At 36.9% G+C, this 13,681-nt stretch carries 12 protein-coding genes; all 12 read right to left on the bottom strand.

The window, feature by feature from the left end; all coding sequences use genetic code 11:
* Nucleotides 1–14: 14 nt before the first annotated feature.
* Nucleotides 15–716, bottom strand: a complete 702-nt coding sequence (locus BW727_RS03230) for a response regulator transcription factor (protein ID WP_062472044.1) — start codon at nucleotides 714–716, stop codon at nucleotides 15–17.
* 33 nt (nucleotides 717–749) lie between these two features.
* Nucleotides 750–1,481 carry a pseudouridine synthase gene (locus tag BW727_RS03225; RefSeq protein ID WP_062472047.1) on the bottom strand — a complete coding sequence of 244 codons (732 nt, stop codon included), beginning with the start codon at nucleotides 1,479–1,481 and terminating at the stop codon, nucleotides 750–752.
* 12 nt (nucleotides 1,482–1,493) lie between these two features.
* The gene (scpB, locus tag BW727_RS03220) at nucleotides 1,494–2,072 is read right to left on the bottom strand and encodes an SMC-Scp complex subunit ScpB (protein ID WP_062472050.1); all 579 of its coding nucleotides are present in this window, start codon (nucleotides 2,070–2,072) and stop codon (nucleotides 1,494–1,496) included.
* 2 nt (nucleotides 2,073–2,074) lie between these two features.
* Nucleotides 2,075–2,848, bottom strand: a complete 774-nt coding sequence (locus BW727_RS03215) for a segregation and condensation protein A (protein WP_062472053.1) — start codon at nucleotides 2,846–2,848, stop codon at nucleotides 2,075–2,077.
* Nucleotides 2,848–3,231, bottom strand: a complete 384-nt coding sequence (locus BW727_RS03210) for a GNAT family N-acetyltransferase (RefSeq protein ID WP_062472056.1) — start codon at nucleotides 3,229–3,231, stop codon at nucleotides 2,848–2,850. Before BW727_RS03210 ends, BW727_RS03215 begins: the two co-directional genes overlap by 1 nt.
* A 112-nt stretch (nucleotides 3,232–3,343) precedes the next feature.
* Entirely contained in the window at nucleotides 3,344–4,162 is an 819-nt protein-coding gene (locus BW727_RS03205; protein ID WP_062472059.1) for a purine-nucleoside phosphorylase, read from the bottom strand.
* 24 nt (nucleotides 4,163–4,186) lie between these two features.
* On the bottom strand, nucleotides 4,187–5,359 hold the full coding sequence (gene deoB / locus BW727_RS03200; protein ID WP_062472062.1) for a phosphopentomutase: 1,173 nt from the start codon (nucleotides 5,357–5,359) through the stop codon (nucleotides 4,187–4,189).
* A gap of 15 nt (nucleotides 5,360–5,374) precedes the next feature.
* A complete protein-coding gene (gene xerD, locus BW727_RS03195; RefSeq protein ID WP_062472065.1) occupies nucleotides 5,375–6,265 on the bottom strand; it encodes a site-specific tyrosine recombinase XerD in 891 nt (296 codons plus the stop codon).
* A 19-nt stretch (nucleotides 6,266–6,284) separates the two neighbouring features.
* Nucleotides 6,285–7,157, bottom strand: a complete 873-nt coding sequence (locus BW727_RS03190; RefSeq protein ID WP_062472069.1) for a CvfB family protein — start codon at nucleotides 7,155–7,157, stop codon at nucleotides 6,285–6,287.
* A gap of 187 nt (nucleotides 7,158–7,344) precedes the next feature.
* Nucleotides 7,345–9,102, bottom strand: a complete 1,758-nt coding sequence (pyk, locus tag BW727_RS03185) for a pyruvate kinase (RefSeq protein ID WP_062472072.1) — start codon at nucleotides 9,100–9,102, stop codon at nucleotides 7,345–7,347.
* 34 nt (nucleotides 9,103–9,136) lie between these two features.
* A complete protein-coding gene (pfkA, locus tag BW727_RS03180; RefSeq protein ID WP_062472074.1) occupies nucleotides 9,137–10,099 on the bottom strand; it encodes a 6-phosphofructokinase in 963 nt (320 codons plus the stop codon).
* A 153-nt stretch (nucleotides 10,100–10,252) separates the two neighbouring features.
* A complete protein-coding gene (dnaE, locus tag BW727_RS03175) occupies nucleotides 10,253–13,582 on the bottom strand; it encodes a DNA polymerase III subunit alpha (RefSeq protein ID WP_062472078.1) in 3,330 nt (1,109 codons plus the stop codon).
* Between the last annotated feature and the right edge of the window lie 99 nt (nucleotides 13,583–13,681).

The following is a 13,681-nucleotide window of genomic DNA, read 5'->3' as shown; positions in this document are numbered from 1 at the left end:
AGAGAACTCTGTCTTTACTCCCCTTCAATTGGTGAAAATTTGTAACCTTTTCCCCATACCGTTACAATCATTTTTGCAGCTAAGACAGAATTTTTTTGCAGTTTTTCTCTTAATCTTTTTACGTGTGTATCAACCGTACGTAAATCTCCAAAAAAATCGTAACACCAAACCTCTTTTAATAACATTTCACGTGTAAAAATTTGTTCGGGATTCCGAGATAAAAATAAAATTAAGTCGAATTCTTTCGGGGTTAATGTTACCGGTTGGCTTGTAACTAAAACGAGCCGAGATTCTGGATAAATTTCTAGCTGTGAATATTTAATAATTTCTACTTGTTTTTCTTCTACTTTGGTTCGTTTTAAAAGCGCACTTACACGCAACATTACTTCTCTTGGACTGAAGGGTTTAACAATATAATCATCTGCACCGGATTGAAATCCCTCTACTCGATGGTTCTCCTCACCTCGTGCTGATATCATGATGATAGGCGTGTCCTTGGTTTTTCTGATTTCTTTAATGACTTCTAATCCGTCCATACCCGGTAACATAATATCCAATAAGACTAAGTCATAATTTTTGCTCTCCATCATCTGAATAGCAGAAGTCCCATCTGAAGCTTCTTCAGTCCGATAGCCTTCTTTAACTAAGTAAAGATTAAGAAGCTTTCTGATTCGCTCTTCATCGTCCACTATTAATATGGTTGTTTTTGAGCTCATCACGCACCCCTCCTTTCCTTAGTTAGGTACTTTTTATTTATCAATACTTTGCTTGGCTAAATTTTTTAATTTATCAACTTCAAAAGTTTTTAGCGGCCGTGACATACCAGGTTGGAGATTATCTAATGTTAAAAAAGCAAATTTTTCACGTTTCAATTTAACAACCGGGCAATTAATACTTTCAAACATTTTTTTCACTTGATGGTTCCATCCTTCGTGTATGGTCAACTCAACAACTGCTGAATTTTTTTTGGTATTTTGCGAAATTAACCGTGCTTTTGCTTTAGAAGTCTTTTTGCCATCAATTATAACGCCTCGTTCTAACTTTAATAAGTTTTCACGGGTTGGAATAGCATTCACCTTTGCAACATAAGTTTTTTCAACATGATAGCGTGGATGCATTAATAAGTTGGCAAATTCTCCATCATTTGTCATCAACAATAAACCGGTAGTATCGAAATCCAACCTTCCAATAGGATAAATACGCTCTTTTACATTGGGGAAATAATCATTTACAACTGTCCGATCAAATTCATCAGAAACTGCTGAAAGAGTATTTTTTGGTTTATAAAATAGATAATAAACTGGTTCTTCACGATAAATTGGTAGTCCATCTACCTCAACTTTGTCACGAGATGACACTTTGACACCTAATTCTGTTACTAATTTCCCATTAACTGTTACGCGCCCTTGTTCAATTAATTCTTCGGCTTTTCTTCGTGATGCAATTCCTGCGTGCGCAATCACCTTTTGTAGACGTTCCATTTTATCTCCCCATTACTGTTCTTCATTTTTTGTTACTTCTTCTTGCATAAATAAATCAAAAATGTCAGATTCTTGCAAGTCGAACAAAGCCTCTGCATCAGGTAATTCATTGATATCTTTTAATCCAAAGTAATTCATAAAGTAGTCAGACGTCCCGTAAAGGATAGGTCTACCAGGCGTTTCTGCTCGCCCGAGCTCTTTAACTAATCCTCTTAACATTAAACGTTGGAGTAGACTAGAAGATTGAACACCACGGATATCATCTATGTCAATTCTTGTGACAGGTTGTCGATACGCAACAATTGCCAATGTTTCTAAAGCAGCTTGAGATAATTGAGACATAAAAGGTGACACGGCATATTTACGAATGATTTCTGAATATTGCCGCTTAGTAGCCATTTGATAGCGATTTCTAGCTTCGATAATAGTTAGGCCAGAGCTGTTGTCGCTATCATAGCGTTGCCTAAGGCTTGCCACTAACTTATGAGCTTTTAAACTTGTAATATTTAGTAGGCTTGCAAGTTCTTCTAGACTAATGCCTTCATCGCCCGTAACAAATAAGAGGCTTTCCAGTGCAGCTATTTTTTCCATGATTATAAAACACTCCCAAGTAATCGTTCTAAAAAGATTTCTCCATAAAGAACCTCTTGTCTAAACCAAATTTTCTTTTGGTTAACTAATTCCAACATAGCTAAAAAGGTATTGACAATTGCTTTTTTTGAAGCATTTTTTTCAAAAAAATGAGTAAAGGGAATTTGAAGTTGATTTTCTTCGAACTTTTGATTGAACTCTTCCATAATGTCATCCATCGTTTCCTCAACTGAGAATACTTCTTTATCCATTTCTACTTGTAAAGGTGCTCTTTTTTGTAAGCGCACGTACATTCTTTGTAAAGCAACCAATAAATCTTCTTTTGTCACTTCCCCAGGATTGAGCGGGATAGCATGACGAAAATTTTCTAACTCTGCTGGCAACTTGGTGAAGTAATCGCCACGCTCATTTTCCATTTCTTTTAATACTTTCGCTGCTTCTTGTATACGTTTATATTCAACCAACTGTCGAATTAATTCTTCGCGTGGATCTTGTCCATCTTCATAAAATTCTTCATCTATTAACATTGTTTTTTTTGGTAAAAGCATTCGACTTTTGATTTCTACTAAAGTAGCAGCCATCAACAAATAATCTCCAGCAATATCAAGACTTAACTCTTGCATCGCATGAAGATATTGGAGATACTGTTCGGTAATTTCTATCATAGGAATATCTAAAATATCTACTTTCAGCTCTTTGATCAGATGAAGTAGTAAATCTAAGGGTCCCTCGAAGGCTTCAAGCTTGATTGTTAATGTATCTGGCTTTTCTAGCATTATTCACACACCGTATTATCGAGTTGGTTATTTTTTTGAGCCCATTTAGTAATCAATGGTACCGTTTCTAAGGTACCATTGATTGCTAAATCAGGAAATCTAGTTTGTAATTTATCCAAGATTTGGTAAACGACTCCTTCTTGACGAAAAGAAGGATTAATTGCTATATGTCGAACTAAAACGACTACATCACTGTGTTCAACACCAACAATACCGACGATATTCTCGGTTTCTCCGTCTTTCCACAAATATAGAGTACGATCTTCTGATTGTATATAATTATCCATTGCTTCGCGTAAACGCTCAACAGATTTAAAATCTTCAATATAGGACAATAGTCCCATTGCAATTTTTTCATAGCTTTGATTATAAGAAATAAGCACGCTTTTCTCCTCACATCTATACGATTATTGAAATAAATTATCCCATTTAGTGACCATAGGCTACTTTAACACATAGAGGAATGAACTACAAATACAATAGTGTCGCTTAATTCTATATAGCTTTCAGAATTTTTTTAATAAGTAATTTAAACGTTTTATTAACCTGTGTGGTTACTTCCACAACCTCTTCGTGGTTTAAGTTAGACTGCATTCCCGCTGCTAAGTTTGTAATACATGAAATACCAAAAATATTTAATCCAGCATGTCGACCAATAATGGCTTCTGGAACGGTTGACATACCGACGGCATCTGCTCCAAGCGTACGTGACATTTCTATTTCAGCCGGTGTTTCATAAGTAGGCCCTGTATACCCCATATAAATACCTTCTTTTAAGGTAACGTCCATTTCATTTGCTGTTTTTTTAATTAGTTCTTGATATTCTTTACTGTAAGTTTCACTCATATCAGGAAAACGCGGACCAATCTCATCATAATTAATTCCAATTAGGGGGTTTTGACCCGTAAAATTGATATGATCAGTAATTAGCATTAAATCTCCTGGTGTAAAGCCCATATTTACCCCACCAGCGGCGTTAGTCAAACCTAAGGTGTGAACACCTAACATCTTCATAACACGTACAGGCATAGTTACTTCTTGCATATGATAACCTTCGTAATAATGGAAACGACCTTGCATAGCAATAACTTTTTTACCTTCTAGCGTGCCATAAACAAGCTGTCCTTTATGTCCACTAACAGTTGATACTGGAAAGTTAGGAATTTCTTCGTATGGAACAGCGATTGCATCTTTAATTTCATCAGCTAAATCACCTAATCCGGAACCTAATATAAGGCCGATTTCAGGATTTTCAAAGCCTTTTTCCTTTAAAAAATCAGTTGATTGTGTCAGTTTTTCAATTGTAATTGTCATTGTTATTTGCCCCTTTTCGTGTTATTAAACTAATTTATTTAAAAAACTTTTACCATATTCAGTTGGTTTAACGTCGAAATTATCAACTATGGTTTGTGCGATATCAGAAAAATAACCTTGTGGTAACTTACCTGATTTTGTCATTGATTTACTATAAGCTAGTAATGGTACATATTCACGAGTATGATCTGTCCCTGGCGCAGTCGGATCATTTCCGTGATCTGCGGTGATGAGCAATAAATCATCTTCTCTTAAATGTGATAATATTTCTGGAATACGACTGTCAAACGCCTCAATTGCCTCAGCGTATCCTTGTGGATTACGACGATGTCCATAAACGGCATCAAAATCAACAAGGTTTAAGAAACTAATTCCTGTAAAATCGCGATCTAGAACTTTAATAAACTGATTAACGCCATCCATATTACTCTTTGTTCTAACTGAATCGGTAACGCCTTGTTCATTGAAAATATCACTAATTTTACCAATCGCTATTACATCTAAACCAGCATTCTTTAAATGGTCCATGGCAGTTTCTCCAAAGGGACTCAATGCGTAGTCGTGACGATTACTGGTTCGTTTAAAATCTCCCGGTTTACCAAGGTAAGGACGGGCAATAATGCGTCCAATCATATAAGGATCTTCTAAAGTAATCTCACGTGCATATTCACAAATCTTGTACAACTCTTCTAGCGGGATAACCTCTTCATGAGCAGCAATTTGTAGAACTGAGTCTGCAGAGGTATAAACAATTAAGTCCCCCGTCTTCATTTGATGCTCGCCTAATTCATCCAATATTTCTGTTCCACTTGCTGGTTTATTACCAACAATTTTTCGGTTTGAAAAAGTTTCTAATTGGTTGATTAAGTCTTCAGGAAACCCATCTGGAAAAACGCGGAATGGCGTTTCAATATTTAACCCCATTATTTCCCAATGCCCTGTCATGGTATCTTTACCAACAGATATTTCTTCTAATTTTGTGTGGTAACCTTTAATCTCTTCTACTGCTTTAATTTGCTCGATATTTGTAATATGGCCTAAACCTAACTTTTCCATTTCAGGAACATTTAATCCTGCTGTTTCTGCGATATGGCCCAGAGTATGAGCTCCTAAATCTCCGAAATCTCCTGCATCAGGAGATTCTCCAATCCCTACAGAATCCATTACAACTACATGTATACGTTTGTATTTTTTCATATAAAACTCCCCTTTTTAAGCACGAGGATGGTATTGACGGTAGGACTCTACCATTCGTGCTTTACTAATGTGTGTGTAAATTTGAGTGGTTGATATATCAGAATGGCCCAACAATTCTTGAACCACCCGTAAATCTGCACCATTTTCTAAAATATGCGTGGCGAATGAATGGCGCAACATATGTGGTGAAACATTTTTAGTTATACCTGCTTGTCTAACCATACCATTTAAATTCTTCCAAATTCCTTGCCTACTAAACCCATGCCCGTGGAAATTTAAAAAAAGATGTGGACTCGGCGTTCGACCCTTTGCTAGGTTGGGCCGACTGGTGGACAAGTATTCTTCTACCCAATAGATAGCTTCTTCACCTAAAGGCACAATTCTTTCTTTATCACCCTTACCAATGAATTGGACAAAGCCCAGCTCTAAATGTACCTCACTCAAAGTCAACGTTATCAGTTCTGTCACGCGTAATCCTGTTGCATACAACACTTCTAAAATAGCACGATCACGTAATCCCAAATCGGTTTTTGTATCTGGCGTTGTCAGTAGACGCTCTATTTCTTCAAAACTTAACGATTTTGGTAGTGATTGTTTCTTTTTAGGTAAACGAATATCATCCATCGGGTTGATTAGAATTGTTTTTTCTTGAATTAAGTACTTATGGAATTGGCGTAGAGCTGAAATCATCCGACTAATAGAACTAGCAGCTAATTTTTGGCTATCTAGATAGGTTAGGTAAGTGAGAATGTTTTTTTTGGTAACCTCTGAAAAATGATTAATATGGTTATCTTTTAGAAAGCCTTCATACTTTTCTAAGTCGCGTTTATAACTTTGAATGGTATTCGTTGCTAACCCTTGTTCAATTCGTAAATGGTGCAAATATTCTTGAATTTTATCATTCATATTTGAAACCTACTTTTACTTACTCTTTATTTTTGATTAACTTTGTTTGTCCATCCTCTTGGACAATTAATTTTTCTTTCATCAATCTGCCCAGCGCCCGTTTGAACTGAGCTTTACTAATCCCAAAATAATCACGGATTGTGTCTGGATCACTTTTATCATAGTAAGGTAATGAATGCGTCGGACTTTGTTCAAGTAAGGTCAAAATCATTTGAGCATCCCCTTCTAAAGCTTCATGAACACGTGGTTTAAGTGATAGATTTAACATACCATGTGGGCTAACCCCAATCACACGTGCCTGTACTTTTTCACCTAAACGCGGCTCTACTTCCCGTTCTGTTGGATGGATGAAACCAATATGATAATCATCGGTTAGGACAAAAGTTCCTACCATCTTCAAACGATATACCGTTCCGGTAACATCTTTATTTTGCCAACCGTCAGCTTGAGGGATTTTGGAAATTGAACGCATGACCTCTTCATCAGCCAACTCTCCCCAAATACGATCTTTTTCATCTACGGTTAAAGCAATCATTAATTGATCACCTTTTTTAGGCCATAAACTTTTTATATCTGATAAATAGTCCAATGAAACGACAATTTCTTTATCAGGTAAACCAATATCAACAAAAACGCCTAAGTCTTTGCGTACATCTACAACTGTTCCCCACCCATATTGGTCAACTTGACTATTTGGTATTGTAGGTGTAATTGTTAAATCTTTTTTCATTGATTCATAGGCAAAACCCTCTACCGTATCACCAATTTGCAACTGGTCGTTTTCTTCACTTTTATTCAAGCGATAAGTGACACCATTTTTTTGAGCAAAAAAAGCTTGTTCATTTTCGTCAGTAATAAGCGCTGTTATGACGGTTCCCAAATCTTTATTCATCTATCTTTCCTCCAAGCGGATCCATATCTGAGGATCCTCTTATTTATTCTACACTTAGGCCGAAATGTGTCTGCTTTTATTTTAACATATAACTTTTCAAATGTTATCTTTAAAATCATTTCGTATAAATAAAAACTGAGAAGATGACACTAAAAGTGTTCTTCTCAGTTTCAATCAATTTATATGATTAGATAGCAGTAGTTGCTCCTCGGTAAATGATACCACGGCGAGAATCGGCTGTTATAATTTCCCCGTCTGTTACAAGATTGGTTATATCTTGCGCTCCTACTATAACAGGAATACCTTGCGCAATCGCAATAACAGCTGCATGGCTCGTTAAACCTCCAGCTTCGACTACAATGGCACTTGCTTTTTCAATAGCCGGCATATAGTCTCGATCAGTTGTCTTAACTACTAAGATACAATCTTCTGTTGCGTTTCTATTTGCTTCTTCAGCGGATAGTGCTACTACAGCTTTACCAATAACCGATTGGTTTCCAACTCCTTGACCCGTTGCTAATTTTGATCCAATCAGCTGAATCTTCATCAAGTTTGTAGTACCACGTTCGCCAACAGGAACACCCGCAGTAATGATAATTAGATCGCCTTCTTTAGCGAAACCACTCTCTTTAGCCACAATTGTAGCCAAATCCATCATTTCATCTGTTGAGTCTGGTTTTTCTGTCACATACGGATAAACACCATAAGACAATGATAACCCACGTGCTTGACTTTCTGTAAAGGTCACTGCCACAATATGGGCTTTTGGACGATACTTAGAAATCATTCGTGCTGTATGACCCGATTCAGTAGCGGCCACAATTGTTTGAATATTTAAGTTACGCGCTGTATGACCAACCGATTGACTAATCGCTTCCGCCATATCTGTGTTTGAATAAGCTTTAAGCGTAAAGGAATCTTGACCCACAAGCGCTTCTTCAGTCCGTAAGGCAATTGAAGCCATCATTTGAACAGATTCAACTGGATAATCTCCTGCTGCTGTTTCACCAGAAAGCATAACTGCATCTGTTCCATCAAAAATTGCATTTGCAACGTCTCCTGCTTCTGCTCTTGTAGGACGCGGATTGCGTTGCATAGAGTCTAACATTTGCGTAGCTGTAATAACTGGTTTACCTAAAGCATTACACTTTTGGATAAGTAATTTTTGAGCAATTGGAACATCTTCAGTTGGAATTTCTACTCCTAAGTCTCCACGTGCGACCATTAAACCATGAGAAACCTTAAGGATTTCGTCTATATTATCCATACCTTCTTGGTTTTCTATTTTTGGAATAATTTGAATGTTGGTTGCATCATGTTTTTCTAAAATTTCAGTGATAGCTAAAACATCGCTAGCGCGACGAACAAAGCTGGCTGCAATAAAGTCAACATCATTGGCAATACCGAATTCAATATCACTTGCATCTTTTTCTGTAATACCTGGGAGGTCTGTTGAAACACCCGGAACATTGACACCTTTTTTATTTTTTAAAAGACCCGAGTTTTTTACAACTGTTACAATATGATCATTTTCTTGATCGAGTTCAGTAACTTCTAAATCCACTAACCCATCATCCAGCAGAATGTGATCCCCTACAACAACGTCATTAATTAGTCCGGGGTATGTAATTGAAAAAACATCCTTCGTTCCTTCAACTTCTGTCATAGAAATACGTATGGTTTGTCCAGAAATTAATTCTACACTACCCTCTTTCATATTATGGGTACGAATTTCTGGGCCTTTTGTATCTAAGAGAATCCCAACCATTTTACCAGTAATACGAGATGCTTCGCGGATGTTTTTGATACGTGCTAGATGTTCTTCATGGTCACCATGGGAAAAATTTAAACGTGCAACATTCATACCCGATTCTATAAGGGTAATCAGCGTGTCTAATGATTCACTTGCAGGTCCAATCGTACATACAATCTTCGTTTTTTTCATATATAAAACTCCTCTTTTCGTTTATAAGTAAAAATCAAAATGAGATTTCTTTATTGATTTGATACAAAGAAAGATACGGTACATCACGCTTGGTATTTAGGGTTTCAGAAATGTCGCTATAGGCTAGTTCAGATCCAACAATCCCTACACACAATCCGCCCTTTCCTTCCTCCAGTAATTGTACAGCATTATAGCCGAATAAACTACCTAAAACGCGGTCACGAGCAGAGGGAGAACCACCACGTTGGACGTGTCCCAGTACGGTTACACGTGTGTGGAAATTGTCGTATTCTTTAAGTTTTTCTGCAAACTCAGTTCCTTGCATCACACCTTCTGCTAGCATAATGATGGTATGTTTTTTACCACGCTCACGACCGGCTCTAATTTCTTTAACTACTTCCTCCATACGAAAATCTATTTCAGGAATCACAATACTCTCCGCACCACTACCGATACCAGCCCAAAGTGCGATATCTCCAGCATTGCGACCCATTACTTCAATGATAAAAGTTCGCACGTGACTTGTTGCAGTATCTCTAATTTTATCAACAGAATCTAATACCGTATTAATGGCTGTATCAAATCCAAGTGTATATTCCGTTCCAACTATGTCATTGTCAATCGTTCCTGGGATACCAATGGTTGGGAAGCCTAATTTCGTAAGGGCTGCTCCACCGCGATAAGAACCATCCCCACCAATAACGATTAATCCTTCAATACCGAACTTTTTCAACTGCTCGATCCCTTTTTTCTGTCCTTCTAAATCTTTGAATTCTGGATAGCGAGCAGAGTAAAGAATTGTTCCACCACGAGAAATCGTATCCCCAACATCGTCTACTGTTAACCGATGAATATCGCCGGCAACCATTCCTGCATAACCATAATTGATTCCGTATACTTCTAAGCCATCATAGATGCCTTTTCGTACAATTGCTCGGATGGCTGCATTCATTCCCGGTGCATCCCCACCACTTGTTAAAACTGCAATACGTTTCAAATTATTCACCTCATTAAGAATTTTAAAAACACTCTATTTATATTTTCAGGTAATGTTCTACCAAATCACTACTCATTTTAACACTTTTTTATGTAGAAATCTTTTAAAAATGACAAAAGTTTACATTCTTGTTATCGATAACAATCAAAATCGTCATTTTAAAATAAAATTAGACTTACCTACTAGTAATTCAAGTGATCTTGCCACTTCTTCAGAATAATTGAAACAGTAAGTTTTGTCCATTAATATTGTACGATTACTGATTGTATCAACAACGATAACCAGTGTTTCTCCGGGGTGTTTTTTCAATAATAAGCCCACTTCTTCAAATTGCTTTTTATTCTCTGGTGTTAACCGAATATAACATTTCTTTGATTTTTCTTGGCTTTTATGAACAAATTCTTCTAACTCTGTTATTGATTTAACAATAAATGATTCATGATCTTTTCCGCGTTTAACATCGAGTTTACCATTTAAAACAAGTAAACGCCCTTCTTTTAATATTTTTAAATAGCGGCGATACAATTCTGGAAAGACTGTCACGCTCAAAACGCCTGAACTATCGGTAACCGTTAAGAATGCCATGGCATCTCCTTTTTTCGTTTGTATCCTTTTAATTTCTTTTAATAATCCCATGATTTGTTCAGGTCGTGAAGCTTCTAATTCACTAATATATTTTAAGCCTTCTTGTGCGTACAGGTAATCATATGCATCAATTGGGTGCCCTCTAAGAGAAAAACCTAAGTACTCTTCTTCTTTTTCAGCCAACTGAATGGGTGACAATTCTTCACTTAAAATATACTTAGGTTCCAGTACCTGAAATAGTCCAATATTATTCCCACTGTAAGCAATACTTGTAAGCATCCCTGGTAAAGATTGACAAAGTGTCGCACGGTTGTATCCAAAAGAATCAAAAACACCACTGAAAATAAGCGGTTCAATCAGTTCTGATTTTAACCATTTTTCAGGTAAGCGCCTCAAGAACTGTACAAAATGTTTATAAGGTCCGGATGCTTTTCTCTCTTTTAAAATAGCTTGAATAAAATCCCGTCTTAAACCTTTGATACTACCTAAACCAAACTGTATTTTGCCATTTTGTACTGAAAAATTCCAAATGCTCTCATTAATATCAGGGTGAAGCGTCTCTAAATGATGTTTTTTTATATCTAAAATATAATCATTCATCTTATCAGAATGAGGGTTAATCGAATTTAATAAAGCAGCAAAAAAAGCGACGGGGTAATGAGTCTTCATATAAGCCATCTGATAAGCAATGAATGAATAGGCAACCGAATGGGAACGGTTAAATCCATAGTTCGCAAAACGTTCTATATAGTCATATACTTGTATCGCTGTACTCTGGTCATAGCCATTTTCTAGGGCGCCTGTAATAAAATGATCACGCTCTTGATCAATCGTTTCTTTGTGCTTTTTCCCGATTGCACGGCGCAAAATATCTGCTTCACCAAGTGTAAACCCAGCTAATTTTGATGCCACCTGCATAACTTGTTCTTGATATACCATAATTCCGTAAGTGACTTTCAGAATAGGTTCTAGATTAGGATGCGGGTAAACGATTGCTTCTTTGCCTTTTTTACGATTGATAAATGCTTCTATTTGCTCCATTGGACCAGGTCGATATAAAGCATTAACAGCTACTAAATCTTCAATGTTTTCTGGCCCAAGTCGACGTAAAACATTTCGAATACCAGCTGATTCAAATTGAAAAATCCCATTTGTATCGGCTCTCTTAAATAGGTTCATGGTTTCTTGATCATCGGTTGGCAGAGCAAATATATCGATTGATAGGTGTGCTTGTTCCTCTGCTAGCTGAATGGCGTTATTTAAAATGGTTAAGTTTTTTAAACCTAAAAAATCCATTTTCAATAAGCCAATTTCTTCAACATTCCCCATAGGATACTGAGTGAGGAGAAGTTCTCCCTCGCGATATTGAAGCGGAATCAAATCAACCAAGGAACGATCGCTTATAACTACCCCTGCTGCATGCGTTGAAATGTGTCGAGGAGATCCTTCAATTTTTTGGGCTGTTTCAAATAATAATTTGTTTTTTGGAGATTCTTCAATCAATTTTTGTAAGCCTGATGATTTTCTAAAGGACTCTTTTAAATTGATTCCCAATTGATTAGGGATTGCCGCCGACCATCTTCCCGCTTCTTGCGTAGTCAGTCCAAACACACGGGCAGTATCACGTAGAGACATCTTCGCTGCCAGTGTCCCAAAGGTAATAATCTGAGCAACGTGGTCCTCCCCATATTTATGTTGGACGTAATGTAAGACTTCATCACGACGGTCATCTGGAAAGTCAAGGTCAATATCTGGCAACGTATAACGTGCTTTATTTAAAAACCGCTCAAATAGCAAGGCATATCGAATTGGGTCCACATGAGTGATATTCAATGCGTAAGCAACTAAAGAACCGGCTGCAGACCCTCTCCCAGCACCGGGTAATATTTTTTTGCGACGCGCGTAATCCATAACGTCCCAAACAATTAAAAAATAATCATCAAAACCCATATCGTGAATAACTGATAATTCATAATTGAGCCGTTTAAAGTACTCTTCTCCCGCACTAGGCACTCTATTTTTAAGCCCTTCCCTACACAGATCTTTTAAATAGTTTTGCGTAGTGGTTTCTTTTGGGATGGGATAGCGTGGCAATAGGTTTTGATGTAAGGGAATATTTATGTGAATCGCCTCTGCCACTTTGACGGTCATAGCCGCTTCTTTTTCCAAATCCCATTTTGAAAAAAGTGCTAATGTTTCCGTGGCCTCTCTTAAATAGTGTTGACCCGTTAGAGCTTCTTCTTTTATTTCAATTTGTTCGCCTTTGCCGATTGCTTGTAGAACTTTCGTACTGAAATAATCATCAGCATTCAAGTAACGGACATCTCCCATGGCGATAGTTGGGATACCTGTCTTTTCTCCTAACCGTTTCAAAGGTAGAATTAAATTTTGAATGCTCTTATATACTTGAATTCCTAAAAGAAATTGTTCTCTTTCAAATGTTTTTTTCCAGTAAAGTGCTATTTCTTGGGCTTTTTCTATCTCATTTTGATTTAAAAACCACTCAATCTCTCCCGTTTTACCTGGAGTAATAGCAATAAGATCTGCCATACCTTCTTGTAAAACTTTTTTGAAAGTAAGCATATCACCTTTTGACTTCAAGGTTGATAATGCCATCAAATTTCTATATCCCTTGTCATTTTTAGCCAGTATAACGAGAGGGAATTCTCTGTCTGTTTGAATAATACCTGGTAATTCTATTTGAACGCCTATTATGGGTTTTATTTTATATTTTTTACATAATTTAAAAAAATCTAGCTGCCCATACAAGTAATTGTAATCTGTTAAGGCAATTGCTTGGTATCCTCTTTCTTTAGAAAGTCGGACTAGATCTTCTAAAGACGTTGTGGTTTGGAGCAGGGAATAATGGCTAATTACTTGAAGATGGACGAATGACACCGTACCTCTCCTCCTTCCTATACAAATCTAGTATATACGAATACGCACCGATTAAATAGCCATTCTGTTTAATATTATCTTGAGTTATTATTGAAAAGT

The sequence above is a fragment of the Jeotgalibaca dankookensis genome (assembly GCF_002005405.1).
Classification (GTDB): Bacteria; Bacillota; Bacilli; order Lactobacillales; family Aerococcaceae; genus Jeotgalibaca; species Jeotgalibaca dankookensis.
Note: the sequence above shows the minus strand (reverse complement) of the source record. Positions and strands in the feature narration are given on the sequence as shown.